Source organism: Nonomuraea sp. NPDC049129 (genome assembly GCF_040648495.1).
Lineage (GTDB): Bacteria > Actinomycetota > Actinomycetes > Streptosporangiales > Streptosporangiaceae > Nonomuraea.
Genome location: NZ_JBEZDU010000011.1, coordinates 1 through 25,552, shown reverse-complemented (window position 1 = coordinate 25,552; position 25,552 = coordinate 1). Strand labels below are relative to the sequence as shown.

General features: G+C 63.9%; 22 protein-coding genes and 1 pseudogene. 12 read left to right on the top strand and 11 right to left on the bottom strand.

The features are described from left to right. Positions 1-2 precede the first annotated feature (2 nt). The 6 genes from AB0B64_RS31790 to AB0B64_RS31765 all read left to right on the top strand — a co-directional run bounded on the left by AB0B64_RS31790 (position 3) and on the right by AB0B64_RS31765 (position 11,255). Positions 3-3,647 (top strand): phage resistance protein, encoded by a 3,645-nt coding sequence (locus AB0B64_RS31790; RefSeq protein WP_358181570.1) that lies wholly within the window; start codon positions 3-5, stop codon positions 3,645-3,647. After that, positions 3,644-6,256 carry a BREX-2 system phosphatase PglZ gene (pglZ, locus tag AB0B64_RS31785; RefSeq protein ID WP_358181568.1) on the top strand — a complete coding sequence of 871 codons (2,613 nt, stop codon included), beginning with the start codon at positions 3,644-3,646 and terminating at the stop codon, positions 6,254-6,256. Before AB0B64_RS31790 ends, pglZ begins: the two co-directional genes overlap by 4 nt. Continuing rightward, the gene (gene brxD, locus AB0B64_RS31780) at positions 6,253-7,578 is read left to right on the top strand and encodes a BREX system ATP-binding protein BrxD (RefSeq protein WP_358181565.1); all 1,326 of its coding nucleotides are present in this window, start codon (positions 6,253-6,255) and stop codon (positions 7,576-7,578) included. Before pglZ ends, brxD begins: the two co-directional genes overlap by 4 nt. After that, entirely contained in the window at positions 7,575-9,653 is a 2,079-nt protein-coding gene (locus AB0B64_RS31775; protein WP_358181562.1) for a DEAD/DEAH box helicase, read from the top strand. The genes brxD and AB0B64_RS31775 overlap by 4 nt, the downstream gene beginning before the upstream one ends. Before the next feature lie 239 nt (positions 9,654-9,892). After that, complete coding sequence (locus tag AB0B64_RS31770) at positions 9,893-10,960, top strand: XRE family transcriptional regulator (protein ID WP_358181559.1); 1,068 nt, start codon at positions 9,893-9,895, stop codon at positions 10,958-10,960. Between the two features lie 61 nt (positions 10,961-11,021). Continuing rightward, positions 11,022-11,255 (top strand): hypothetical protein, encoded by a 234-nt coding sequence (locus AB0B64_RS31765; RefSeq protein WP_358181556.1) that lies wholly within the window; start codon positions 11,022-11,024, stop codon positions 11,253-11,255. Between the two features lie 528 nt (positions 11,256-11,783). Here AB0B64_RS31765 and AB0B64_RS31760 read toward each other — a convergent pair. Further along, positions 11,784-12,059, bottom strand: coding sequence for a winged helix-turn-helix domain-containing protein (locus AB0B64_RS31760; protein WP_358181553.1), 276 nt, complete (start codon positions 12,057-12,059; stop codon positions 11,784-11,786). A 96-nt stretch (positions 12,060-12,155) separates the two neighbouring features. Here AB0B64_RS31760 and AB0B64_RS31755 point away from each other — a divergent pair, with 96 nt between their 5' ends. Next, positions 12,156-12,365, top strand: coding sequence for a hypothetical protein (locus AB0B64_RS31755; RefSeq protein ID WP_358181550.1), 210 nt, complete (start codon positions 12,156-12,158; stop codon positions 12,363-12,365). 485 nt (positions 12,366-12,850) lie between these two features. Here the strand turns inward: AB0B64_RS31755 and AB0B64_RS31750 are convergent, their stop codons facing one another. The 3 genes from AB0B64_RS31750 to AB0B64_RS31740 all read right to left on the bottom strand — a co-directional run bounded on the left by AB0B64_RS31750 (position 12,851) and on the right by AB0B64_RS31740 (position 15,749). Further along, entirely contained in the window at positions 12,851-13,120 is a 270-nt protein-coding gene (locus AB0B64_RS31750) for a hypothetical protein (protein ID WP_358181547.1), read from the bottom strand. A 278-nt stretch (positions 13,121-13,398) separates the two neighbouring features. Further along, positions 13,399-15,399 (bottom strand): hypothetical protein, encoded by a 2,001-nt coding sequence (locus AB0B64_RS31745; RefSeq protein ID WP_358181544.1) that lies wholly within the window; start codon positions 15,397-15,399, stop codon positions 13,399-13,401. A gap of 41 nt (positions 15,400-15,440) precedes the next feature. Continuing rightward, positions 15,441-15,749 carry a hypothetical protein gene (locus tag AB0B64_RS31740; protein ID WP_358181541.1) on the bottom strand — a complete coding sequence of 103 codons (309 nt, stop codon included), beginning with the start codon at positions 15,747-15,749 and terminating at the stop codon, positions 15,441-15,443. A 267-nt stretch (positions 15,750-16,016) separates the two neighbouring features. Between AB0B64_RS31740 and AB0B64_RS31735 the strand changes: the two are divergent. Further along, positions 16,017-16,205, top strand: a pseudogene (locus tag AB0B64_RS31735) (hypothetical protein); the annotation flags it as partial. Between the two features lie 110 nt (positions 16,206-16,315). Here the strand turns inward: AB0B64_RS31735 and AB0B64_RS31730 are convergent. Then, a complete protein-coding gene (locus tag AB0B64_RS31730; protein ID WP_358181538.1) occupies positions 16,316-16,993 on the bottom strand; it encodes a PASTA domain-containing protein in 678 nt (225 codons plus the stop codon). A gap of 123 nt (positions 16,994-17,116) precedes the next feature. Here AB0B64_RS31730 and AB0B64_RS31725 point away from each other — a divergent pair, with 123 nt between their 5' ends. Beyond that, on the top strand, positions 17,117-17,560 hold the full coding sequence (locus tag AB0B64_RS31725) for a hypothetical protein (RefSeq protein ID WP_358181535.1): 444 nt from the start codon (positions 17,117-17,119) through the stop codon (positions 17,558-17,560). Positions 17,561-17,844: 284 nt separating this feature from the next. Then, positions 17,845-19,011 carry an ISAs1 family transposase gene (locus AB0B64_RS31720; protein WP_358181532.1) on the top strand — a complete coding sequence of 389 codons (1,167 nt, stop codon included), beginning with the start codon at positions 17,845-17,847 and terminating at the stop codon, positions 19,009-19,011. A 59-nt stretch (positions 19,012-19,070) separates the two neighbouring features. On the opposite strand, the gene AB0B64_RS31715 is transcribed toward AB0B64_RS31720, so the two are convergent. Both AB0B64_RS31715 and AB0B64_RS31710 read right to left on the bottom strand, forming a co-directional pair. After that, complete coding sequence (locus AB0B64_RS31715; protein ID WP_358181529.1) at positions 19,071-19,277, bottom strand: DUF397 domain-containing protein; 207 nt, start codon at positions 19,275-19,277, stop codon at positions 19,071-19,073. Continuing rightward, on the bottom strand, positions 19,265-20,080 hold the full coding sequence (locus AB0B64_RS31710; RefSeq protein WP_358181526.1) for a helix-turn-helix transcriptional regulator: 816 nt from the start codon (positions 20,078-20,080) through the stop codon (positions 19,265-19,267). Before AB0B64_RS31710 ends, AB0B64_RS31715 begins: the two co-directional genes overlap by 13 nt. A gap of 393 nt (positions 20,081-20,473) precedes the next feature. Between AB0B64_RS31710 and AB0B64_RS31705 the strand changes: the two genes are divergently transcribed. Beyond that, complete coding sequence (locus tag AB0B64_RS31705; RefSeq protein WP_358181523.1) at positions 20,474-20,965, top strand: ATP-binding protein; 492 nt, start codon at positions 20,474-20,476, stop codon at positions 20,963-20,965. Positions 20,966-21,409: 444 nt separating this feature from the next. Here the strand turns inward: AB0B64_RS31705 and AB0B64_RS31700 are convergent, their stop codons facing one another. From AB0B64_RS31700 to AB0B64_RS31690, 3 genes are all read right to left on the bottom strand, one after another. Beyond that, the gene (locus AB0B64_RS31700; protein WP_358181520.1) at positions 21,410-22,666 is read right to left on the bottom strand and encodes an HNH endonuclease; all 1,257 of its coding nucleotides are present in this window, start codon (positions 22,664-22,666) and stop codon (positions 21,410-21,412) included. A 189-nt stretch (positions 22,667-22,855) separates the two neighbouring features. Beyond that, a complete protein-coding gene (locus AB0B64_RS31695) occupies positions 22,856-23,302 on the bottom strand; it encodes a nitroreductase family deazaflavin-dependent oxidoreductase (RefSeq protein WP_357943475.1) in 447 nt (148 codons plus the stop codon). A gap of 63 nt (positions 23,303-23,365) precedes the next feature. Next, positions 23,366-23,665 carry a S4 domain-containing protein gene (locus AB0B64_RS31690; protein ID WP_357943477.1) on the bottom strand — a complete coding sequence of 100 codons (300 nt, stop codon included), beginning with the start codon at positions 23,663-23,665 and terminating at the stop codon, positions 23,366-23,368. A 309-nt stretch (positions 23,666-23,974) separates the two neighbouring features. Here AB0B64_RS31690 and AB0B64_RS31685 point away from each other — a divergent pair, with 309 nt between their 5' ends. Beyond that, positions 23,975-24,643, top strand: coding sequence for an HIT family protein (locus AB0B64_RS31685; RefSeq protein WP_357943479.1), 669 nt, complete (start codon positions 23,975-23,977; stop codon positions 24,641-24,643). On the opposite strand, the gene AB0B64_RS31680 is transcribed toward AB0B64_RS31685, so the two are convergent. Then, positions 24,640-25,368, bottom strand: a complete 729-nt coding sequence (locus tag AB0B64_RS31680; protein ID WP_357943481.1) for a class I SAM-dependent methyltransferase — start codon at positions 25,366-25,368, stop codon at positions 24,640-24,642. The genes AB0B64_RS31685 and AB0B64_RS31680 overlap by 4 nt on opposite strands. Positions 25,369-25,552: the final 184 nt, after the last annotated feature.

Genomic DNA, 25,552 nt, shown 5'->3' with positions numbered 1-25,552 from the left:
CGATGATCAAACTGCTGCGTGATCTGATCGACATTCCCGAGCGGGTGCACGCCGGGGACTTCGTGCTGAAGCTGACCGACGGGGTCGACCACGCCGATCGGACGATTCGGGACTACGTGGTCACGCCGCAGCTCGCCCAGGTCTTCGACGAGGCACTCGGGATCATCAAAACGGCGGTGGAGAAGAGCAGCTCGCACGGCACGTACCTGGACGGCTCGTTCGGTTCGGGCAAGAGCCACTTCATGGCCGTGCTGCATGCCGTACTCAATGAGAACCCGGAGGCTCGGAGCAAGGAGGGCCTGGTCGGGATCGTCGCCAAGCATGATTCATGGATGCGTGGCCGCAGCTTCCTGCTGGTGCCGTACCACCTGATCGGCTCGACGACTCTGGAGTCGGCGATTCTCGGCGGTTACGTCAGCCATGTGACCAAGCTGCATCCGGACAAAGCACCGGCGGCGGTGTACCGGGACGAGCAGCTTCTGGCGGATGCCAGGGAGCAGCGCGCGGCGCATGGCGATGAGGCGTTCATCGCGGCGCTGCCGGTCAGCCAGAGCAAGTTCCGCCGCGCGAGCTGGAACAGCGAGCTGCTCGATGTCGCTTTCGACGCCCCGGCTGGCGACAAGGAGCGACGCCGGCTGGTCAGCGATCTGCTCGCAGGGCCGTTCAAGCGGTACGCCACCGCGGTTCGCGGCAACGCCGAGTCGTTCATCGGCCTGGATGAGGGCCTGTCGGTGATCTCCACTCACGCCAAGGAGGTGCTCGGCTACGACGCCGTCGTGCTGCTCTTGGACGAGCTGGTGCTCTGGCTGGCCGGGCGGCTCGGTGACGACGCGTTCGTCCGCAGGGAGGCGCAGAACGTCTCCAAGCTGGTGGAATCCGCAGAGACCAACAGGCCGGCGCCGATCATCAGTTTCGTCCCGCGCCAGCGTGACCTGCGCGACCTGGTGGGCCGCGATGTTGCGGGAGCGCAGACGGCCAGCCTGTTCGACACGCTGAAGTACTGGGATGGCCGCTTCGACCACCTGAAGCTGGAGGACCGCAACCTCCGCGAGATCATCCGGCGACGGCTGCTGCGTCCGAACAACGACGAGGCGACGGCCGAACTGGATGCCGCGTTCGAACGCACGACCAGGACTAATCCGCAAGTGTGGGACGTGCTGCTGGACGCGCAGGGCGGTGGGGCGACCCGGGACGACTTCCGTGCCACCTATCCTTTTAGCCCGGCCTTTCTCGCTGCCATGATCGACGTTTCGGGGGCGCTGCAGCGCGAGCGGAGCGCGCTAAAGCTCACCCAGCAGCTTCTCGTCGACCACCGCGACACGCTGCCGGTCGGGCAGCTCATGCCGCTGGGCGCGATCTACGACGTGCTCGCCTCGGGCGGGGACAAGCCATTCAGCGACAAGCTGCGCGAGGAGTTCGACCAGGCTAAGCGGTTCTATGTCGAGCGGCTGCGTCCGTACCTGCTGCACAAGCACAACCTGGCCGAGGACGCGCCGCCCACTCCGCTGTTCCGCGCCGATGACCTGGTGGTCAAGACGTTGCTGCTGGCCGCGTTGGTGCCGCACGTTCCCGCGCTGCGCAACCTCACCGCGAGTCGCCTCGCAGCGCTCAACTCCGGGTCCATCAAGACGATGATTCCGGGTGGGGAGCGTAACCAGGTCGCCAAGACGCTGCGGGACCTGGCCTCGAACTTCGGGGAGATCCGCGTCTCCGGGGCCGACGATCCGGCCGTGGAGATGGCGTTGATCGGGGTCGACACTCAGGGCATCCTGGCGCAGGCCCGTGCGGTGGACGACGATTCGGCGCGCCGGCGGTTGCTGCAGGACCTGCTCTGGCAAGAGCTGGAGATCACCGGCAGCGGTCAGTTCGAGTCACGCAAGGAGATTGTCTGGCGTGGAACTCGCCGGATCGTCGAAGTGGTGTTCGCCAATGTTCGCGACCCCGAACGGCTGGACACCCGCCAGTTCGAACCGAGTGAGCCTGGCGCGCTGCGCATTCTCGTCGACTACCCGTTCGATGAGAAAAACTTCGGCCCCGCCGACGACCGAAACCGACTACTGCGAATCCGCGCGGATCGGCCCAACCCAGACACTGCCGGCTGGTTGCCGCACTTCCTGTCCACTGAGCGATTGACCGACCTAGGCGACCTTGTCGTGATCAACCATGTTCTGGACGCCGACAAGCTCAAGGATTACGCCAGCCACCTCACAGAGGACGACCGACACCATGCCCGCACACAGCTCGAAAGCCGCCGTGAGGCACTGCGTACCAAGCTAAGCGGCGTGATCAAGCAGGTGTACGGCACCGCGACCCCTGACCCCGCCAATCTCGGCAGGGAATCCGAACAGCACATCCTGCCGCTGATCGACGGGCTGGACATCCGACTGCCGGCCGCCATGGGTTTGGCTGGAGCACTGGATTGGATCTGCGGCAAGCTGCTCGACCATCGCTACGCCAACCACCCCAATCTCGACCCCGCGGGCAAGCGCACCGCGTACCGGCACCGCGACCTCGAGACCGTGCTCCATGCAATCGAGCAGGCCAAGGAGAGCGACGCCAGACGAGCTGAAGTGCCCCGGCCCGACGTTCCCGTGCTGGCCAAAATCGGTCATCAGCTCGAGCTCGGCACCATGCACGAGGCACATTTCGTGCTGCGGGAGGAATGGCAGCTCCGCATCGAACGGGCGGCCAGCAGGGCGGGCAAGACCGGCGATCTACTGGTATCGGACCTGAAGCGGTGGATCCTCGATGAGCAGCCTGGACTGCCGGGCGACATCGTCAATCTGATCGTGTTCGCCTACGCGGTCCAGCGTGACCGTGCCTGGACTCGGGCAGGTCAGGTGGTCGGCGCGCCGGATCTGAAGAATCTCCCCGGTGACATGGCATTACGCGAGCAGACGCTGCCCGACGCCGAGGAGTTCAAGGCGGCCTCTGATCGGGCGTTCGCTCTGTTCCGGTCGGAGCGGCAGCCGGTGCGTAGCGCGCGGGCCGTACACCAGCTCGCGCAGACGGTGCGGCGGCGGGCCAGCGAGCTGCTGCCGGACGCCGAAACCCTGGTCAAGGAGCTTGAACGGCACAGCGAACTGCTGATGCTGGACAGTTCCGATCGACTGGCAACAGCACATGAGGCCGCTGCGCTGGTGGAGACGCTGGCTGGGATCGGCGATGACACCTCGTGCCTGCGGGAGCTGGCCAGGTTCGCGACGGATCGTCCGCTGGAGGTCTTGCGCGCAGGCCTGGATAAGGCCAGGAGCGTTACGGACGCGCTGACCAGGGTGCGTTGGGAGATCCTTACGGCGCTTGGGACGCGTTCGGACGAACGGGCGAAGGTTGTGCTGGAGCGCTTGCGCAGTGCCGCAGGCCATGATGAGCACGCTTCCCCTTTGGCCAAGGCGCTCGAAGAAGCGGAAAGCGCGGCGATCCAGCTGGTGGTCACGAAGCCCGAGCCTCCAGTGTTACCGCCGGTGGTGGTGGTACCGGATCCGAGAGGAGACGGGCCTGACACGAGGAGGGGCGTGACGGTGCTAAAGGAGATCAGCCGCTCGGTGAGCGCTGGTGAGCTGGAAAACGTCGTCACGGAGCTTCGTGCCTTGGCGAAGAAGCACCCGGACGCGCGCATCAACATCACGTTGCGGATAGTGGGGTGACGGTGAGCTCGCCAATTCTCACGACGCTGCCTCCGCAGGCCAGTCGAGCCGTGGTTGAAGCTGCGGTGCGACGTGCTGTATCCAGGGGGAGCCGTGAGCGCATCATCGCATTGAGGGCCGCGCCGGAATGGCGTGGGGCCGAATCCATTGTCGTGGACGGGCACGGGGTCGACGTACGCGGTTGCCAGACTGTTCTGGCGGTTCTCGATGCCGTCAGCGCCCACACCGGTGACGGCTTCTTGGTGCTGTTGACCCCACAGGAAGACCTTGGTGACAGCCTGCTGTCCAGGATCGCCGACCACGAGCTTCGTCCCGTCAACCGGTTCGATCTGGTGAGGGAGTCGTTCGGGGCGAAGCTTGCTGATCCCCGCTTGTCGTCACGCTCGTGGGTTTGGTTGGCCGAGGCGCTTATCGATGCCCAGCCGCCGGCAGGATGGCCCAAGCTCGGCGGGGGCGTTCTCACCCTGGAGACCGCTTTGAGCACGCTGGTCGCGGCCAGATTCGGCGGCGATCCTGATGCCACAACTCTGTTGACGTGGAGCTCTGACAACTCGGCACTGGCTGCCTTCCGTGCATTACCTGAGGTCGAGCGGGCCGGCTTGAGCGACTGGCTCGAAACGGAGATTGGTCCCGTGGCCTCGGTGGTCTTCCGCCTGGTCGAGACCGGACACGCAGTGGACGCAATACCACTTGGCCTGGTGGCCTCTGCCGTGTACCACGAAAAGGCCGGGCGACGTCAGATGGCAATGCAGGCGAAAGTCCGGATCGAGGAGCGGTTCTTCAGTGGTGCCCGGCTGGCGCCCGAGACCGTGCGCCAGTTCGCTGAGTCAGTCGAGTCTTTGTGGACACGCTGGCTGACCGGACAGGACACGCTCAAGCGAGCCGAGACCACGGTCGCGCGAGCCGAATCGATCCTTGCCGAGCTGCAGGCAGAGTCGCTCGCCGACCTCAGTGACGCACTTGACTTGGGTTTCGACGCAAGACTTGCCGCGCTCGCCAACCAGCTCATCGCTTCAGGAGAGCCCCGGGAACTTGAGGAAGCCCTGAACCAGGTCCGGGAGCACCGTCGGGCGGCGCAACGCACCGACGAAATGCGGACCGCTGAAATGGCGGTACGGCTTGCTCGCTGGCTCCGCTCCTCGGTCCAGATACCGCAGACGCTGGACGCGCTTGCTGTTCGGCACGTGCGGGAGTGGGGCTGGGCCGACCGCGCGATCGCCGCGCTGTGGCAGGCGGACACCGCCAGGGTTCCGAAGGCAAAGGCCGCTTACGCTGCTATCTACGAGGCAGCGCGGCGCCGCCGTGCTGAGCTGGATGAGGCGTTCGCCCGCCGCCTAGAGTCGTGGACTCTTCACGGTTCCGACACCAACGAACTCGTGCTGGCGGAGAACCTGCTTGACCGGGTGGTGCGGCCACTTGCTGCTCCCGTGGTGATCGTACTGGACGGGATGAGTGCTGCCGTGGCGTGCGAACTGGCTGATGACATCCTCCGCCGCTGGGCGTGGACAGAAGTCGGCCGCCGGTCAGATGGCCGCGAACCGGGGCTCGCGGTTGTACCGTCCATGACCAGGTTCTCACGGACCAGCCTGCTCTGCGGCGAGCTGCGGGATGGCACACAACGGGATGAGGTCCCGGGGTTCCGAGCGATGTGGCCTGGTCGCAAATCCGCGCTGTTCCACAAAGGTAACCTGGCGGGCGATGCCGGGGCCAAGCTCGACGACGAGGTGCTAACGGCAATCGCTGAGCAGGCTACGGTCGTCGGAGTGGTGCTCAACGCAGTGGATGACTCCCTCGACAAGGGCCCCACCGATGGAGGCGACGCGTGGAAGTTGGACGGTGTCGCCTATCTCAAGCAGGTGCTGGACGCAGCCTGGGCGGCTGGCCGGAGCGTCGTGCTGACCTCCGACCACGGGCACATCCTCCAACGGGAGACGCCGGTAACCACCGAGAGGTCATCATCAGCTCGCTACCGGACGGGCACACCGGGAACCGGCGAGGTGCTACTGCGCGGACCCCGCGTACTGGTGGAAGACGACGCAGTCGTGGTCGCCTGGGAAGAGTCCATCCGCTACACCAGCAAGCACGCCGGCTATCACGGTGGCGCAGCACTCGCTGAAATGGTGATCCCGATCCTGGCGTTCGTTCCGTCCACGAGGCACTGTCCGCCTGGCTGGCAGGTGTTCGACTCCGGCCAGCACACGCCCTCATGGTGGTCGCCACCGGTCATCGACGAGAAGCGCCCGGAAAGGGCTGTTGCCAGACCCAAACAGGAAGATGCGCTGTTCTCCGTCGCCGACCTCGAGTCGTTAGGAGCTCGCGTCACCTCATCTGAGACGTTCGCCGCTCAGCGGGCTTTCGTCCGCAATGCGCCCGCCGCAGAGCAGATGGTGAAGCTAATTGACGGCCTCGCCACCGCTGGCGGGAAACTACCGGTGAACGTGGCCGCCGATCTTGTGGGGCAGGCCCCCGCGCGCATGCGTGGCTACGTCAGCCAGGTCTCGCGGCTGCTCAACCTCGAGGGTTACGGTGTGTTGACACTGATTGACGGCGACCGTACCGTCGCGCTGGACGTCAGCCTGCTCAAGCTGCAGTTCCTGGGCGAGACATGACTGTTCCCGCGGTGAGCGCCGCCCGGCGCCGTGAGGTGATTTCGGCCTTGCGGCGAGGGACGGTGCCATCAGCCGGCCTGGATCTGTTCGCCGTCGGGCTGGAACGCTTTGAGAACGCCATCGATGACGAGCTCTCCACCGCGGCGAGTGGCGGGGCGGTATTCAAGGCGCTGCGCGGAGAGTATGGCTCAGGCAAGACGTTCTTCGCTCGCTGGCTTGCCGAACGAGCCAAGCGTCGAGGCATGGCGGTCAGCGAGATCCAAATTTCCGAGACTGAGACGCCATTGCACCGGCTGGAGACGGTCTACCGCCGGCTGACCGAAAGACTGGCCACAGCCTCGCATCAGCCCTCTGCGCTACGTGATGTGGTCGACGCCTGGCTGTTCACTCTGGAGGAGGACGTTCTCGTCTCCGGAGCCACTGAACTCGACAGTGGAGTCGACGAGTTGATGGAGCGCAGACTGGCCGCCGTCGCGAAGACTACGCCAGCCTTTGCGGCTGCTCTGCGCGGGTACCGAAAGGCTCGCCTCGCCGAGGACAACGCCACGGCGGAGGCCCTGCTGGCTTGGCTCGGGGGCCAGCCCAACGTGGCCGCGTCCGCCCGCAGAGCCGCCGGTGTCCGCGGAGACCTGGACCACTTCGGGGCGTTGGGATTCCTCCAAGGCCTGCTGACGGTGTTGCGAGACTGCGGGCACCCGGGACTGCTGATCGTGCTGGACGAGATCGAGACGCTGCAGCGAGTCCGCTCCGACGTGCGAGAGAAGGCGTTCAATGCACTGCGCCAGCTCATCGACGAGGTGGACGCGGGCCGCTATCCCGGCCTCTACCTGCTGATCACTGGCACTCCGGCGTTTTTCGACGGCCAGCAGGGGGTGCAGCGGCTCGCACCGTTGGCTCAGCGGCTGGCTACCGAATTCACGGCCGATCCGCGTTTCGACTCCCCACGTTCGGTGCAGATCCGGCTGGCCGGTTTCGACCTGCCGAAGCTGGTACGACTCGGCTGTGCCGTACGAGATCTCTATGCGGCTGGATCCTCGGCCCCGTCCCGGATCGCTGCTGTCGTGGATGATTCCTATGTTCAGACTCTGGCAATGGCCGTCACAGGGAACCTCGGTGGCCAGGTCGGGGTGGCGCCCCGGCTCTTCCTCAGGAAACTGGTCGATGGGGTACTGGATCGAGTGGAGGAGTTCGAGGACTTCGATCCTCGCCGTGACTATGCGCTGACCGTGTCCTCGAACGAGCTGACCGAGGTGGAGCGGAACGTGGCGGCAGCCTCCATGCGGGCGACCAGCGTGGACGACGTGGAGCTCGACCTGCCGTGAGGCTGCATCCCTCACTGGAGCACCACATCGTCAACACCCTGGAGTGGCCTGGTCTGCGGCCTCTACAAGCCGCCGCGGTCGCGCCGGTACTCGACGGCAGCGACGCACTGCTACTGGCTCCCACCGCGGGCGGCAAGACCGAAGCAGCCATCTTCCCCCTGCTGTCACGTATGGAGGTGGAGGGCTGGACCGGACTGTCCTTGCTGTACGTCTGTCCACTCAAGGCCCTGCTCAACAATCTCCTGCCAAGGCTGGAGATCTACGCGGGATGGCTGGGACGCCGGGTGGCGCTCTGGCACGGAGACGTGACCACGGCTCAGCGGCAGGCGATCCTGCGCAATCCGCCCGACATCCTCCTCACCACGCCGGAGTCCCTGGAGTCCATGCTGGTGAGCGCGAAAGTGAACCACCATGCGTGGTTCGCGGACCTGCAAGCCATCGTCGTGGACGAGGTGCATGCTTTCGCCGGCGACGACCGCGGCTGGCATCTCCTGTGCGTGCTGGAACGGCTGACACATCTGTGCGGACGGCCGATTCAGCGGCTCGGGCTCTCGGCCACCGTCGGCAACCCGCCTGAACTGCTGTCCTGGTTGCAGGGGGCATCGAAGCGGCCAGCCCAGGTGGTTGCTGTTGACAGCGATGGTTCGGCGCCGCCGGACGTGCAGCTGGATTACGTGGGCTCGGTGCCGAACGCGGCCCGAGTGATCGCAGCGCTGCACCGCGGGCAGAAGCGACTCGTCTTCTGCGACTCCCGAAGGCTTGTCGAGCAGCTCGGCGCCTCGCTAAGGGAGCTCGGCGTGACCGTCTTCCTGTCGCACGCGTCGTTGTCGATGAACGAGCGGCGACGGGCCGAACAGGCCTTCACCGAGTCGCGGGACTGCGTTATCGTAGCCACGTCCACGCTGGAGCTGGGCATCGACGTCGGGGACCTTGACCGGGTCATCCAGATCAACGCGCCACCCTCGGTGGCGTCATTTCTCCAACGGCTGGGCCGTACCGGACGCAGGGCGGGAACCTCCCGAAACTGTCTGTTCCTGGCACTGACCGGGGACGACCTGCTCACCTGCGCCGGGCTGCTACTTCTATGGGGCCGAGGGTACGTGGAGCCGATCGAGCCGCCGCCCGCGCCTCAGCACATCGTGGCCCAGCAGATCCTCGCCCTCGCACTACAGGAACACCGGATCGGCGCCGAGCTCTGGCAGGAGTGGTGGAACGGCCTTGACCTGTTCGGCCCGTCCACGCTGCCGGTGGCGAAGCACCTGGTCGCTGACGGGTTCCTGGAAACCGACGGGCCGCTGTGGTTCATCGGGCCGGAGGCCGAAAAACGGTTCGGCCATCGGCATTTCATGGAACTCACCGCCGTATTCACAGCACCGCCGGAATTCACCGTCCTGAATGGACGCGAGGAGATCGGTAAGACCGATCCATCCCTGCTGACAGCCTCGGTGGATGGGCCAAGACTGATCCTGCTGGCTGGTCACACTTGGCGGGTCACCTGGATCGACTGGAAACGTCGGCGATGCTTCGTCGAGCCGCATGAGGGCGGCGGCGGACGGGCACGCTGGGTGTCATCGGGGATCGGGGGTGCGTCATTCGCTGTGGCCCGTGCCATGCGGGACGTCCTTCTCGGTGAGGATCCTCCAGTGCGACTGAGTCGCCGGGCTGCCGACGTGCTCGCCCATGTTCGCGAAGATAACCTTGAGACCGTCCACCCCGGCGGAACCCTCATCGTCCGCACTTCCTTGGGGGACTTGCGGTGGTGGACCTGGGCGGGCTATGGCGCGAATGTCACCTTGCAGGCCACGCTCGAAAGTCTGGCCGATCAGTCACAGCGTGCCGACGATCTCTACCTGAGGCTGAGAGGCGATATCGGTCTTGAGGAGTGGCGTTCAGCGACTACTGGTCTTGCCCAGCGGCTTCGGATGCCTGACATAGAGGAGAAGGCTCTCAGCGGACTGAAGTTCAACGCCGCACTACCACGACACCTCGCGATCGCCACGCTCGCCGCACGAGTCGCCGACACCTACGGTGCCCGAGCCGCACTCCTGGAAGCCCAGCGGTTCACAACCCTGTGACACGACACACCGGCCCCGCCTGCCCACCCCGCTCTGGCACCGTAGGCGTCTGGCGGTCGCGCCATGCCAGCGGCAGCGGTGCCGGTAGCGGTGGAGTTCGAGCGCATAGCGCCCCCGAGCGGCAACCTGGGCGCGTGCGGGCGCCAGATCTGGCTCGGCCGGGCAAGGGTCGGGCAGCGCACGGTGTAAAGCATCAGCCGAATCCCGTTGAGCACGGCCGCCGCCAGCAGAATCCCCGGTTGCCGATCCTGCTGCAACTCGCTGAGGCCTTGCGCGTACGCGACCTAAGCGAGCTCACTGGCGACCAGTCCATACCTGTGCGGATGTTCACCGGTTCCGGCCATCCGGCGCTGAGCGCTGTCCGAGAGGCCGTCAATGCTGTACCGATCCAGCCGCGCGGCACCGTGCAGCCGCTCACCAGCCTTCGGGCACGACTCGATGCGGCGTGGCGGATCAGGCATGCCTCTCCCGATCATCGCACTGCCCTCGGTGATCTGCTCCCCGACCTGATTCGCGACGCCCAGCTGGCCGCCTGGATGTACCGAGGCGAGCACCGGCGCACCGCCCAGGCGCTGCTCGCGGAGACCTATGGCCTGACTCAGATGTTCGTCGCTTACCAGCCCGCGCCGGACCTGCTGTGGCGGGTGGCCGATCGGGCGCTGGCCGCCGCGCGGGAGTCAGAGGATCCGCTGGCGTTGTCGTGTGCGGTGTGGTTCCTAGTTCAGGTGCATCGGGAAGCTGCCGACTTCGACGCCGCGCATGAGATCAACAGGCAGGGGATGGCAGCCATCGAGTCGCACATGGACGACCCGGGTACGGACCTGCTCGCCATGTGGGGGGCGTTGTTGTTCGAGCTGGCGTTCACCGCGGCACGTACCGGCGACGTCGGTGATGCGTGGCGGCATTGGGATGAGGCGGCGCGGGTCGCGGATCGGCTTCCTGACGATTATTACCAGCCGTGGACCTCGTTCTCGCGGGTGATCATGCGTCCGCACGCCGTCACCATCGCGGTTGAGCTCCATCAGGGTGGGGAGTCCGCGCGGCAGAGCGACCACGCCGAGTCCGTACCTATTCCGTCTCGTCCGCGACGCGGCCGGCATCTGATCGAGGTGGCCCGTGCCCACTTGCTGCAGCGAGACCACGCGGCGGTCTTCGGTACGCTGCAGTTCGCGTACCAAGCTACACCGGAGACCATCCGCTACAACGGCTACGCGCGCCGGATGACCCTCGACCTGTGTGAGACGGGCCCGGCCGCGCTGCGGCCGCAGGCGCGGGAACTCGCGGACCATATCGGCCTGATGATCTGACAGGAGCGAAGGGATACAGAGTGTGTCTCTTCGCTTACGCTACGGCTTCTACGGTCGTCGCATGTCACCTGAACAGGCTTCACACGAGCCCTACGACCTTGACGTTCTTCGCGCGGCGTTCCCGGCCTGGTCGCTGTTCTGTAGCGACGCGGGCGTGTTCTACGCGACCCTGCGCGGTGTCCACCTCAGGGATGCCGATATCGACAAGGGTCTGCGGCAGACCGTGAGTGCGGACGACGCGGAGACTTTCGTGTCGTTGCTCCAGGACCAGACTCGGATGGCGGTGAGATCATGAGCTGTCTACCGCCGCAATTCGACTATCACGGTCCGCATGTGGCGGCTCCGCAAAAAGGGGCCGTCCGAGTGGAGTGGACGCCGAGCCTGCCTCGCGCTGACCGGCTGCGGGTTCGCGGTCATACGTGCGCCTGTATGTACCCGATGTTCGAGCTCTGCACGGCCGGCGGTCTGTGGTTCGTACGGCATTACCCGTTCGAGGAGCCTGCGGACGTCCTTGAAAATGCGTGGATGTCCGCTTGCGCTGCGCGGACGCTGTGGATGCAGATCCTTAGCGGGCAGGCACGGTGACTACCGGGGCAGCCGCCCTATCGCCGAGCGTCATTCTCGGCTGCGCTCGGACAGCGTCATCGGGAGGTCCCGCTGGCTCCGACCCCGAAGACCGCGCTCCCTGTTGACCGTGGGAGGAACGGAGGAGTACCTCGCTGGCGTCGTTGGCTATCACGACGTTGACTGAGGGCATGAGGTTGTTCGGTGCGGGCGTCTGTGGGCTGTCGTGGAAGTCGATCGTCGGCGCACGCCTCGGCGCCTACTCCGCGGAAGGCTGGCCGGCCGTGGGGTTCTCGTTACTGGGTTCGGTGCGCTGGCCGACGAAGCTGCCCAGGTTGGGGATCGTGTAGATGAGTTTCTCCTCGCGCAACCGCTGCATGGCCTTGCGGAGGGTGCCGCGGGCCACGCCGAACTCCTGCATGAGCTGCACCTCGGACAGTAGGTGCTTGGGCCGGTAGGTGCCGTCGCTGATTCGCCGGCGGAGGGTGTCGGCGATCTGCTCCCACCTGAAGCGATCGGGCTCGAACTCAATCACTCTCTAACCATAGGAATATCTGGACATACAACTCGTTCCAACCCATGTCTTGTCATGGCATGGACAGGCATGTACAGGGTTGGTTAGAGTGAAGCCATGGCGATGCGCACCTATGACCTCGACGTACTTCGCGCGGCGTTTCCGGCCTGGTCGCTCTTCAGCAGTGACGCGGGCGTGTTCTATGCCACCAGGCGCGGTGTCCGGCTCCGCAACGCGCAGATCGATGCGGGCCTTCACCAGACGGTGAGCGCCGATGATGCGGCGACGTTTGTGGCGCTGCTCCACGACCAGTGCGCCGGGCGGTGATGTCGTGGTCACCTGGACGCTCCTGGCCGACTACCACGGGTTGCACATAGCAGCTCCGCATGTGCAGGCCGAGCCGGTGGGCTGGGAGCAGAGCCGGCCACGGGCGAATCGGATACGGTTGCGCGAGCACACGTGCAGCTGTCAGCGCCCGATCTTCGAGCTGTGTACGTCGGGCGGGCTCTGGTTCGTCCGGCGCATCTCCGGCGAGGGCCCATCAGAAGCCGTGGAGAGTGCCTGGCTGTCGGCCCGAGATGCCAGGGATCTGTGGGTGCAGATCTTGACTGGTCAAGTGCAGTAACCCAGCAGTGGCACCTGCTCTTCGACCATGGCGTCCATCACCTACCGGGCGATCTCCTCAGGCGCGGCCTGGTCGGTGCAGAAGCGACGATGAAACAGCCCGTTGCCAGCGCGGTGCAGGTCGACGAATGTCTCACCCCACGTTTGCGCGCGGTCAACGGAAGATGCGGCACTCAGACTGCTGGGAGTCAGCCTGACGAGGAGGAGAAGAGGAAGGGCTTGAGTTGCTTGGCGAACTCGACGGCGTCGGCGCGAATGTCCCGACCAGGCGCGCCTCGTGCGATCTTGACGGAAAGCAGTTTGGACCCATCAGGCACCCAGGTAAGCGCGTAGGCGCCCACCGGGGTCCCCTCCTCATCCTTGATCAAGGCGCTGAACCCAGGCCCTAGACCGTTCGGCAGAGACACTCCCTTGTCGCTTGCCTTGGTGGCTTCGAGGCTCTGGATGGACGTAGCCATCGGAGCTCGCAGCTCTATCAACATCCATGCGGGCTCTGAAGCGTCCGGCGCTCTCGTCACTTGGCAGTACGCGAAGTGCGCTATCGAGTCCGTGCCATCCGCATAGAAGTCATGTAAGCCTGTGGCGCGAGCAATGGCATCGCGGGAGATGAGGCCACATTCACGAGGCTCGGCGGTTACGTTGCCCAACGGACGCCGATCCTGTTGTACGGGAGGGGATGAGCAGCCAGCCGTGAGCAGGAGAGCGGCGAGGGCGGCTGACAGCAAGACGCGACTGCTCATTCGTCCGCCTTCGGATCTGGTGGCGACCCTGGGGGAGTGAATCCGCTTCGGACCGAGGAATCGATGCCGTTGAAGATCCGCGACGCTTTCGATTGCCCTAGCCATTCTGTATATGCGAAATCCTCTGTGGCGTCCATGGTGCTCCGCGGCTTGAGCTGTCCGTCCTTACTGAGGAAGTCTCCCGGTGAATCTTTGGCGTAGTTGCGGAAGGCGTGCGGGTGTGTGCCGCCCGGGGTTGAACCCTCGCCGAACAGCCCGTGTCGTAGCATTGCGCCCGCGACAAGATCTTTGAACAAGTTCTGACTTTCGATCAGTGTAGATCCGGCTTGGGCTCGTGCTTTCTTGCCTTCCTCGAACTTGAAGGCGTCATCAAGGCTGTCCTGCATGCCCTCGTATCCCGCAACGACTTCGTCTCCGGCGGGCGTGAGGACCATCTTTGTCGTATTTATGATCGCGTCACTAAACGCCTCGTAGGATTCGTCCTTCCGATCTGCCTTATTAATGTCGGAAAGGTTGCCTGCGTCTACTACGAGGTAGAGGGACCTGCTCAGATTGAAAACCTTGGCCTTGAATTCTTCGGCTGTGGCGCTGACCATGCCCGCTTCGAGAGTTTTCTGCCACTCTTCGACAAGCTCGGACTTGGTGGCGTTGGGATGGCTTCTCTGCCACTCTTTGAATGCTTTGGTGCTTGCCTCTTCAATTTGGTTTGCTTGTGTGTCTACAACCTTCAGGCTGTATCTGCCGTGAGCTTCGGTGACCGTCTTGAGCGCCTGGGGGTCACCAAATGCCCACGTCATCATATCTTGGAGAGCCTTGCGTTCGAACTGGGCGCCGTACGGCTGCTGGCCCGGCAGATTTGGATCCGAGTCAGCCAGGGGTGTAACGCCCATGGTTTCTTTGGGGCTGCTTCCGGGGATTCGATTAACGTCGCTGATGTAGGCGGACAGGACGCGTGCTGCGCTTAGTTGTGTCTTTGGAAGCGCCCACTGAGCTTTGTTGTCGGCCCAGAAGTGCACTGCCCATGAGGCGATCAAGGCTGACTTGTACCCTCGAGAACTTTCCGGAGGTTCAGCATGGTCCCGATACGTGGTAGTGGCGGCTTCGATTGCTCGTCCCATCTCTCGGCCGCCGTCATCCCAACGGTTGTTCCGCATCAAGAAAGCGAGCGGTTTTCGCGCTTGGTCGGCGAAGAAATCTTGCGCAACCCTAGGATTGTTGGCCAGAGCCGCTGCCAGGCCTGAGCCAAACCCTATTATGTCTCCTCGATCACCAGGGCTCTTCTGCGTGTTGTCATATACCTTGTTCGCCAGGTCGCGCAGAAATGCGTCATCGAAGGCGCCGTGTCTCAGCAGTTCGTTTACCGTGGAGCTGTCTCGAACATCCTTGTTGCTGATCAACTGGTCGCCGTAGCCCTTTGGCAACCTCATGTCGCCGACTCCGCGCGACGCCGTTCCTAATATGGTTCCGAGAGTGCTCAGAAGTCGCTGTGCGTCAGACTCAGGCCCTTTGTCATCCTTGCCGATGAGCATGGTTGCTTGAGACTGATCGAGGTCTCTGAGGAGCTCTTTGAGCTCCTCAGGTGGCATCTCTTTAGCGAACGCGATGGCAAAGTACGGATCATGCTGATGCTTCTCCAGCGCATCGAGCGTCCTGGCGCTGAGAGGCCGCTGTAGGAAGGGGAAGTTTTGTCGCGCGGCGCGCAACTCGTCGGCTACCTGCTTGGCCGCTGCCGCACCGCTGGTGGGTGAGTTCGACACCCAGAGCGACTCATCCGCCCAAACCACACCCTTGTCGAGTCCGATCTTCTGGGTCGCGATGATGAGGTCCAGGCGTCGCTGTAAATCGGGAATTCGCTCACCGATCTGGAAGCTGATGTCCCTTAACATGCCTGGTCCGTACATGCTCGTGTCGGCTGCGCGCAAGGCGCTGCCGATCTGGTTGTCGATCTCAGGCCACGACTGCTTTAGTCGCCGAATCTCGTTGATCAGCTGATTCATCAGCGCCGGGTCTATACCGATGCGTGTCGGATGCGGGCTCATCAGCGAGGCGCCCCGGGATCGGTGCGAAAGGGAAGTTGTCCCCGCCCGCGTCCTAGGAGGTCGGTGGGCGACTCGGCGGAGCCGGGGGTCACGGGTGTGGATTCGAGCAATGCGAGTGCCCGGTGAAAGACGCCTTTGTAGGCGGCCTCCCAGGCTTGGCAGTCCTCGACAAGCTTGTCCGCTGCCTTGCCCTTCATCGCGCCGCTTTGGAGCAGACCGATGAGCTTACGCAGGTCATTGGCATGCTGGTCGCGTAACTGCTCGATCGTGCGCCGAGCGGCGCTGATCTGTTCCTGTGTCGCCATCATCCGGAAACCCTGGATCTCTGTGGACGACTATCTGTGGGATCAATGTGACGATAAGGGACGCTCGGAGCTTCGTCGAGTGGAACTACTGAAGCGGCATTGGTGGCACGCTCGATTCGACTGGCTGCCCCCTCTTCCGCAACTCGGGCCTTGAGGTAGTTCTCCATCGCCAGCGGAGTATGGGCGACGTACAGGGTGAAGTTGGTCAGCGGTTGCCAGTCCGGTCGCCCGTTGCCGCGGCGGAGCATGACCGACTGGTCGAGCCAGTCGATGCACTCCGGAGAGCCGGCACGGTGTTGGACCAGAGGTGGCGAGCGCGCACCACACAAGCCGCCCCTCCTGTAAGCCCTCGGCCACTTTCAGGGACAAGGCAACCGCCCTGTCCCGTTCAGCGCTACCAAGCTCGAGCTCAAGAAACTGCTCAAGGCGTACGGTCCACTCCGCGACACCAGCTCTGGTTAACCCTTCCACATCTCCTAGCGGTCAGTTGCTCCGGCGGCATCGTCACTGTGGGGCGCGCAGGCTACGGTGCTGATCGTGGGCGCTGCCCGACGACGGAGAGCGGCCCGTTAGCACCACCAGCGTCGGCTGCAGAATCGCGATTCGCCTCCGTCGCCGACGTGTACGTCAATATCCGTGTTGCCGTATCTCGTGTCCCCAGTGCTGGTGGACGACTCGTAGTTGTAGCCGATCACGAGCTTGATCTTCTGACCCAGTTTCAACGGCTTTCCGGCTTTCGGGGACTGCGCTAGCACCAAATGCTTCCCGGCGGGCACCTTTCGGCTCTCCCGTGTGGCCGTATCGTCGACTGCTGCTTCAACGGGCTCGAAGAAGCGCTCCGCCTTCTCCTCTGACCAGCCCACCACTTTCGGCATCTTTCGATGCTTGTTGTACCAGGTTCGCTCCTCGCTGGTCGCCCACGTGACCGACGCTTCTCCGAACTTTTCCACCACGGCGCCCGGTTTGGGAGACATCCGGAATATGATGCAGTCGGTCTTGTCGTGACAGGAGCTGATCATGCCGATGCCCTCGTCGTCCAAGCGGATGTCCATCGTCCGGGCGGTGTTCTGAGCCTCGGTGAGGGACTTGCCGACCAGATCCGGCAGGCCGGCTGCTCGCGCGGTCTCGGCTATGGCTGCAGCTTTTTCGGATTCGGTTTCGTAGCCGAACAGCCGCATGCAACCGCCCACGACGGCCAGGATCGCAAAGAGTGTGAGGCATCCGGCGGCCTTCGAGTTACCTGCCATATAGTGCGCTCCCGTGCTGGGTGTGGAACGGCCCTCTGACCTGCCATCGTGATGCTTGCGTCACTTCAGCGATGAGCAACGACAGCGATCTCTAGTCGCCCCATCTGACGCTCTGGTGCCCGCGTGGGTTTACGCCACCGCTCATCGGCCGATCTGACGGACCACACCGGTCCCTACAAGGCGGGTGAGGCCAAACGCGATCCTGTCGGGTATGACTGCGGCATCTCGAATGAAAAGCAGAGCCTCTTCTTCACAAGTTACGACGTCTCACGCTCCCGGAGGACCATCGAGCAATACCTCGACTGGGCGCAGAAGAGCAATCCGGCCGAACTGCCCAGAGAACTGGGCAAGGGATTGATCGTTGACTTCGAGGTCCGATTCAATCCGTACCGGACGGTGGAAGCCTGGTTCCGCTGTGGATCCAAAAACTCGCTCATCGCAATCACCGTCAAACGGAACCCCGCACGAGACCAGGACCACGACCTCATTCAGCTCATGCAAATCGCCCAGCGGCGGTTCGCCGAGATGTTCAAGTGCCAACCTGACGGCTACCCACCAGACAAATGACGCAGTCCGACGCAAGGTGCCTGACGTACGCGTAAGGAGCGCGACGGCCTGTTGCTGATGCGGCCGGCGCTCCAGATCGTCCATCCAGCCGGTGCCGGCGCCAAGGCCGTTGCGTTCTCGGCTGGTGAGACTGCTGCACCCCTGGGTCGAGTGGCCGAGTAAGGGCGCCCCGGTGCGGAGATGACAAACGCGACCCCTGATGATCGGCGGTGTCTAGCCAGTCGATCAAGAACAGGGGCCGCGTTCGCGTGCCATCATCCCCGATCGACGTGCTCTGTCGCCACTTGGAGCACGTCACCCTCACCGACCCGGCCATCGACCTGCCCACCCTGGCCGCGGTACTGGACACCGTGCCCGACCCCCGCAGCCGCAGAGGACGCCGCTACCGGCTCGGACCACTCCTCGCCTTAACCCTCCTCGCCGTCCTCAGCGGAGCGACATCACTGGCGCAGCTCGCCAGGTTCATCGCCGGGTACGACCCCGGACTGCGCATCCAACTCGGCCTTCCGGCCACCACGCGACCGGCCGCCTCCACCCTGGGACGGCTGCTGGCCCGCCTGGACGGCGACGCCTTCGACGCCGTGACCTGCGGCTACCTCGCCGCGCTGGCCGCCTGCCAGCCACCCGAACAGGCAACATCCACCGAACAGGCGACATCCACCCGAACGCCCCTGCTCGGCCTAGCCGTGGACGGCAAGACCCTGCGCGGCAGCCGCACCCACGACGGCGTAGTCCACCTGCTGGCCGCCATCCGCCACGACACTCAAACCGTCCTGGCCCAACGCCAGATCGAGGCCAAGAGCAACGAGATCCCCGCCTTCACACCCCTGCTGCGCAGCCTGGACCTGACCGGCGTGGTGATCACCGCCGACGCCCTGCACACCCAGCACGACCACGCCCAGCAGATCATCGCGGCCGGCGGCCACTACCTCTTCGTCGTCAAGGGCAACCAGCCCACGCTCCTGCGCAGGCTCAAGGCCCTACCCTGGCGCGAGGCCATCCTCAACGACCGCACCGACGAGACCGGCCACGGCCGCCGCGAGATCCGCCGCATGAAGATCTGCACCGTCCGGCCCGGCCTGCCCTTTCCCCACGCCGCCCAGGCCATCCAGGTCAAACGCCGCCGTACCGACCGCAGGACCGGCAAGACCACCATCGTCACGATCTACGCGATCACGAGCCTGCCACCAGGCCGGATCACCCACACTCAGCTCGCCGCATTGATCCGCGGCCACTGGAGCATCGAAGCCCTGCACCACATCCGCGACGTCACCTACCGCGAAGACGCCTCCCGCGTCCGCACCGGCACCGCACCCCGCATCATGGCCAGCCTGCGCAACCTGGCCATCGGCCTGGCCCGCCTGCTCGGCTGGACCAACATCGCCTCCGCCGCCGACTACTACCGCAGCCACCCAGCCGATGGCATGCACCTACTCGGTCTCACGACCTGAGAACGCTTCGGCCCTGGTGCTGGCGCTGACAGGGGATGGCGCCGAGGGCTTCCTAAGGGTCAGACGTTGAACTCGCCCTCGACCGCTCCATGCAGGAACGCCGCCCACTGATCGCGCGTGAAGATCAAGGAAGGCCCGGTGGGGTTCTTGCTGTCGCGCACCGCTACGACGTTGGGCAGATTGGTTGCCACTTCAACGCATTGGCCGTTGTCACCGCTGGCGGTCGCCTTGCGCCACTCCGCCTTGTCAAGATTCAGTTCGCCCATTTCTTTATCGCATCCTCTATGGCCTGTTGCGACACGGTATGTGGAAGTGCGTCCGCTCTGATGTTGTCATATCTCACCTTGAGCTGCACGACTGCATCGTGATCGCCGGTGACTTGGCCAGACAGGACCGAGTCGGCTGAGACAACCTCAGAGCCGTCGCGTAGACGTGCCAGCGCGAACGCGCTCATCGTGCCAGCCACGCAACCAGCAGTGGTAGGCACTAGCTGGACAGTGATTCGTGGATGCCGTGAGAGCTCTTGCAGGTGGCGAAGCTGGTTCAAGAGGATCTCTGGCCCTCCGATCGGACGATGCAGCACGCTGTCTTCGATCAATGCCAGGAAGACCGGCGGGGTGGGACTGTCGAAGATCTGCATGCGTCGCGTACGAGCCTGAACCCGTTCCTCCGCCCGGTCGGGAGGGGACGTCGTGGAGAAGATCGCTCGCGCGTACTCCGGGGTCTGGAGTAGTCCGGGTACCAGGAGCGGATCCCACGATTGAAGGATGATCGCCTGCGGCTCTATCTCCTCCACCCAGCGTGCAAACCACCCGAGGGCGGGTGAATGGGTTATTTGCCTATATAGCTTTGCGAAATGTCCGTCAAGGTCGAAAGCCTGATCGGCCGCTTCGGCGAACTCCAGTGTCGGCGTCCGGCGCCCTCGTTCGACATGGCTGATAAGAGAGGTATGGCATCGCATCCGGACGCTTAGTGATATTTGAGAAAGCTTCGCCTTCTTCCGGTAGCGCTCCAGGTCGGAAGCGAAGCGCGCCCGCGGTGACATCTGATCGCTGTTGTCGGTATCCACCCTGCCCTCCGATCATCATGCCAGTCGCCCATGGAATATCCCGGGCTGCAGTAATAGAACGACAGGTGCGTGACAGATAATACAGGCTTTGCGCCTCCTTTTGTCGTCCAGTTTCGTGAGGTGGAGGCTCCGCTGTTCGCCGATATTGCTCATGCTTGGGTTCCACGCAGCGAAAGACAGGGCTTCCGTCGCGTGCGGTGAACGGATTTCCAGTCCCATGCGGAGGTGGTCGGCGAGATGGACGCGCACTGCTCGGCTCGTAGAGAGGTCTCCCGGCTCGTACATCCGGAGCTTGATCGGCAGGCGGGAGGCGGTGCGGGGCATGAATGGGACATGCAGTCGTCGCTGGCCTCAGCGGGTGTGGATTCACACGGTCGTTGTCGAGGACACGATATGAATGGGACGGTGAAGAAAGGGGCGAATCAACACAACTGCATTGAGCTGCCAGCTTTTCCGGTATCTGTGTCGATCGCGCGTAGGTATGTCGCGCTGGTACTGGAGAGCTGGGGATGCGAGGAGCTGATCGACGACGCCCGGCTCATCGGCAGCGAGCTGGTGACCAATGGCATAAAGGCCATCGAGCTATGCGAAATTGCTCCGGAAGCAGAAAACGAGACGTTCGGGATGCTCGCCGAGTGTGATCGACACGTGTGGATCGCCCTCCACCGGACGTCCAATGACGTGGTCATAGAGGTGTGGGATCCCAGCCTTAAGCCGCCGAGAATCGGCCATCCCAGCGCCTCGGAGGTGGGCGGACGAGGGCTGCAGGTGGTCGACAAGACAGCCGCGGAGTGGGGTTACCGATGGCCGAGCACGGGCGGGAAGATCGTCTGGGCCCTACTGAAGATCGGGCAGCAGCCTGGAGGGCTGGATGAGGCGCGTTGAGGTCATGACGGACTCGAAGCGAGCGGCTGAAGTCCTGGCCCCACCCACAAGTCTGGTGACGAAGACATGGCCGTGCCCTGGACTCGCTCCGCACCCACCCCACCGGACAGACGGTCCGAAGACCCTCCTGGAGTGGACCACGGACAAGCCGTCCCGCTGCCGGATCCTTGAATACACCTGCTCGTGCAGCACGGTCGTTTACGAGCTCCTGGCCTGCGGCGGCATCTATCGAATCCGCCGCAGGGACCAGACGTCGTCTCCTCGTGAGTCATACGCCGGCCCGTGGCACCGCGAGGTGGCCGAACGTATGTGGGTGTTGATCATCTCGGGCGAGGCCAGCTTATGTTCGTGTCTCACCTCGGCCGCGACTGTTGGGTTCGTCGCAGGAGACTCGTGGCTGAGAGATCCGACAACTCCGATCGTCGGCTGAGCGCGTGTTATGAGTCAGTACAAACTGCGGTGGTACGTCAGATACTGCGGATCGACGTCGTGCCCGGGAACGGTGCGCAAGCGGCCCCTCGACTCGCCGGTGAGCCGGTTGATCACCGTGAGGTCGTCCTGGACGATGATTGCGCCCTGGTCGAAGAGCACATGGTCGTTGGGGCAGAGGCAGAGGAGATTGCCGATCACGTCGTTGCCGTCGTGCGGGCTGCCGAGCGGGCGGATATGCGCACCCTCGGCGTACGGTCCGTTAGGGAGCAGCAGCTGGACCCCGCACATCTGGCAGGTGTGATCGTGCAGGGTCTTGATCAGCAGTGAGAGCGCGCTGTCCCGGACGATCCGCTTGACCGTGGTCGGGCGGCGTTCCGGTGTACGGACATCGTCGTGCGGCGGGAGCGGCTCATTGTCGAGGTCGCTCAGACCAACGCGTATGAGCAACGCGTTCTGATCCACATCTGGGAAGTACCTGCTCAAGAGGTACGCGCTTGCTTGGGACCGTACCGCCTGGTCCTCCGTCACCAGGTCGTACACCCACTCGCGCAGACCGGAGACCGGCTGGTTTCTGCTCATCCACTCCAGAGGTGGGCTGCCGCTGGGGCGAGGCGGTTCCGGGTGGTCGGGCAGCGTCCAAAACCCGAAGTGCGTGAGCTTCAAAACCGGGTATTCAGGCGTAGCCCGGTCGCCCGGCAGGCCGAACTCTCTGATGAGTGCGCTGATCTCGGCCCGCGTGGCATCCCAAGGAACAAGGCGTTCCGCTCGGTGTGCGGCGCGGCCGAGGGCCCACAGCAAGGTGAGCGGCTGGTGCCGTTTAGGGCGGCCGTTCGAGACGGCGGTGTCGAGATTTCTGAGCATTTCGAGGAATGCCGCGGCAGGCGACGCGTCTTCGCGCGAAGTGACGAGGAATCCGAGGTGGCCAAGGACCCTGCCGACCGTTGCGGCCCCTCCGGAGAACTCCGAAGCGCGAAGCGGATGCCCGTCGACACCGCGGTGTGCTACACCAGCGATGGCCTTGGAGTCGTAGCGGCGGCCGTTGCGGATGATGAAGTAGTCGCGTGCTTCTCGGTAGCCGTACCGCTGCAGGAAGACGTCGCGACCCAGTTGGTCGTACTCCTCGATAGCCGCCAGGACCATCTCGCGATCGAGATCGGATAAAGCCATTGGATCACGATATGTCTGGGGACCGGTAGCCGCGTGGATGCTGGGCTTCCCTCGGGCCCTCGAGTACGGGCTGGACTGGCGTGCCACCGGACGCAGCGTCAATTAGCCGGTCCAGGCTTGTACCCGGTTAATCAAAGGGCATCGAACAGAGCGATCACTAACGTGGCGCCGCCCGTGAGGGGCCGCCGCAAGAGGCACGCAGGAGTCCCGCCGCGAGGGCGAGCGCGGCGGGACTCACAGCTGCTGGTGGACGCGGTGGCAGGCGCCCAGTGGGGCAGGCTTTCCCGGCTGTCAGACTTCGACCGGCTCCAGCACGAACACCGGGATCTCCCGATCCGTCTTCTTCTGGTAGTCGGCATACGGCGGATACGCCGCCACCGCACGCTCCCACCACTCGGCCTTCTCCGTGCCAGTCACTTCACGGGCCCTCATGTCCTGCTTGACCGGGCCGTCCTGAAGCTCCACACGGGGCTCGGCCTTGAGGTTGAAGTACCAGACGGGGTGCTTGGGAGCGCCGCCCTGCGAGGCGACCACGGCGTATCGACCTTCATGTTCCACACGCATCAGTGGCGTCTTGCGGATCTTGCCGGTCTCGGCGCCCAGGTTGGTCAGCACAACGACGGGCAATCCCGTGTCCATCAAGGTCGTGCCCTTGGTACCGCCGGAGCTCTCGTACAGCTCCACTTGCTCACGCACCCACTGCGCGGTGCTGGGTTCGTACTCACCTTCAAGAGGCATGTCATCCGTCCCTAAATCGGCCGACTCGCGTGCGAAGGGTTCAACGCCCGCACCGTGCGGGTTTCATCCATGCCTGGTCTCGGTCGCTTGCGGTGACGGCGCCGGCAGCCTTCCGGGGTGGGCCGCAGTGGCGCCGACGCGCTCAGTGATGATCCGGGAGACGGCCACTATGCGTTCGTGGCCCTCGTGCCGCAGTCGGACCTCGTCACCGCCCCGGACGGCGTGCGAGGGTCTGACGCGTACTCCGTTGACCCGGACGTGTCGACCCCGGCAGGCGTCGGACGCGATCGAACGAGTGATGCGCGCCCTGCCCCTCCAGGCAGGCCGCGGATCACACACGCCCAGCTCACGGTCTTTCAACATGAGAACGCTTCGGCCTTGCCCGTGCGGACGACGTGAATGCTTACCCGAAGTGCTGTGGCCCCTTATTAATCCTTGTGGACGGCCTGATAGCGGCCTTGGCCGGCATCAGGCCATCGCCGTCCGACGGCGTTGCCATCATGTGCGCCGTCGCAATTCAGCTGCCGGGGAAGTGATAAATATAGCCCCCGAGCCATCTCAAGGTGGCAATCCGAGTACTATTCCTGAGATCGCATCGCCCCGTATCAGAGTAACTATCGACAAGTGAAGATCGAAGTCGGACGACCGATATTCTATTTAGGGTGGTGTCACATGGTCATCTATAACAGGACTCTCGATTGCCCTTTCTGCGTCCTGTCGGCGGAGGGGCGTTCGCCCGTTTGGGAGCATTTCTTTCACGCCGAAAATGGCGATGAGGTCATCTTCCGAAGCGCATCGTTCTCAGTCGTTCTCGACACCGCGCCGCTCGCGGAAGGGCACCTGCTCATCATCACCGATCGCCATATGCCCTCACTTGCGGGCCTCTCGAAAGCCGAACGCGACGAACTCCAAGCGGTCAAACGTGACGCTGAATCGAAACTCAGGGGCGTGTACGGTCCGATCACCTACTTCGAGCATGGCGCGGAGAGTTTCGCGCGGCATGCGGGAGCGTGCATCGACCACGCCCACCTGCACTTGGTCCCGGGGGACGTCGACATCTTCCCACTCGTCGCTCACGACTACCCGAATGTCGAGTCGTTCACTTCATATGAGGACGCGCTCGAAAGCCTGGCCGGCCGTGCCTACCTCATGTTCGGCCGGGATGCGGGTCCTGCTTATGGAGTGCACGCCCCCGCCTGCGTCACGCAATACCTCCGACGTTTGGTCTCCCAAGTGGCCGGGTCCAAGGCTGTATGGAACTGGCGTGATTCCGTTCGTTGGGCCGATGCCCTCTCGGTCCGGGACCAATTGCTCAATGCCAGGAAAAAACTACGTTCTTAGCCTTGCGAGCGGCGTGCGAAGCCTTGCACGACGCTGGCGCGATGATTGTAGATGAGCTCGTCGCGTAGCATAAGGCTGTCAATCGTGAAGCTCTCCTCGGCAAGGACGCGCCGGGTGTATTCTTCACTGAAGAAATGCCTGACCTGGCCTTCGCTCCGGAAAAGGTCAGGGCCGAGCTCATCGCCTTCGCCGTAGAGCGGGTCGTCGGTAGACCTGCAGGTGAACAGAATTCTTCCGGTCGGGCGTAGCACACGATGTATCTCGCGGAAGATGTCCCGGGTGACCGTGTCAGAGAAATAATGCAAGGAAAGTCGTGCGTAGACCGCGTCAAAAGCGCTGTCCGGAAAAGCCAGGGGCGCTCGCAGGTCTTGGACGAAAAAGCTGACTCCGGACGCTCCCTGAAAGCGTATGTTCTCCTCGATGGCGAACTCTGAGAAGTCTGTCGCGGTGACCGTGTGCCCCTGTTCCTGCAGGAAGATGGCATCTTTCCCGCTGCCACACCCCAGTTCGAGAATCCGGTGGCCGCGGCCAAGGCTGTCGGCGAGGAGGCGGGCGAGCGGAGCCGGGCTCATTCGTTCATCGTTGTTCCAGTATTTACGGTGGTGCCCATTCCACAGTTGCAACTGATCGACATCGCCGACCGATGAGACTGGTGCCCCATTCGAGGCGATGATGTCGTCGATGCCCCGAATGCCTGCCGCTTGGTCCTTGATCAGGTAGGCCATAGCTGACCATATCAAGGCAAGCCAAGTCCAAGCGAGGCTGGGTGTTGATTTTCTGTTCCGCTTTACACATACCGGTCGGTTGCTACACTGACCCCTTTTCATCCCCAGGCGGCTTGGGCAACGCGGTGATTTTGCAGGACGGCGATGGCCTTGCAGAGGTGGCCGGCCTTGCTCGGGCTGCAGC

Bases quoted from the DNA above. Each gene is read 5' to 3' on its own strand.
- AB0B64_RS31745 (WP_358181544.1), bottom strand. From the start codon at position 15,399: ATGAATCAGCTGATCAACGAGATTCGGCGACTAAAGCAGTCGTGGCCT.
- brxD (WP_358181565.1), top strand. From the start codon at position 6,253: ATGACTGTTCCCGCGGTGAGCGCCGCCCGGCGCCGTGAGGTGATTTCG.
- AB0B64_RS31730 (WP_358181538.1), bottom strand. From the start codon at position 16,993: ATGGCAGGTAACTCGAAGGCCGCCGGATGCCTCACACTCTTTGCGATC.
- AB0B64_RS31765 (WP_358181556.1), top strand. From the start codon at position 11,022: ATGTCACCTGAACAGGCTTCACACGAGCCCTACGACCTTGACGTTCTT.
- AB0B64_RS31750 (WP_358181547.1), bottom strand. From the start codon at position 13,120: ATGGCTACGTCCATCCAGAGCCTCGAAGCCACCAAGGCAAGCGACAAG.
- AB0B64_RS31790 (WP_358181570.1), top strand. From the start codon at position 3: ATGATCAAACTGCTGCGTGATCTGATCGACATTCCCGAGCGGGTGCAC.
- AB0B64_RS31755 (WP_358181550.1), top strand. From the start codon at position 12,156: ATGGCGATGCGCACCTATGACCTCGACGTACTTCGCGCGGCGTTTCCG.
- AB0B64_RS31705 (WP_358181523.1), top strand. From the start codon at position 20,474: ATGAATGGGACGGTGAAGAAAGGGGCGAATCAACACAACTGCATTGAG.
- AB0B64_RS31740 (WP_358181541.1), bottom strand. From the start codon at position 15,749: ATGATGGCGACACAGGAACAGATCAGCGCCGCTCGGCGCACGATCGAG.
- AB0B64_RS31680 (WP_357943481.1), bottom strand. From the start codon at position 25,368: ATGGCCTACCTGATCAAGGACCAAGCGGCAGGCATTCGGGGCATCGAC.
- AB0B64_RS31685 (WP_357943479.1), top strand. From the start codon at position 23,975: ATGGTCATCTATAACAGGACTCTCGATTGCCCTTTCTGCGTCCTGTCG.
- AB0B64_RS31690 (WP_357943477.1), bottom strand. From the start codon at position 23,665: ATGTTGAAAGACCGTGAGCTGGGCGTGTGTGATCCGCGGCCTGCCTGG.
- AB0B64_RS31715 (WP_358181529.1), bottom strand. From the start codon at position 19,277: ATGGGCGAACTGAATCTTGACAAGGCGGAGTGGCGCAAGGCGACCGCC.
- AB0B64_RS31695 (WP_357943475.1), bottom strand. From the start codon at position 23,302: ATGCCTCTTGAAGGTGAGTACGAACCCAGCACCGCGCAGTGGGTGCGT.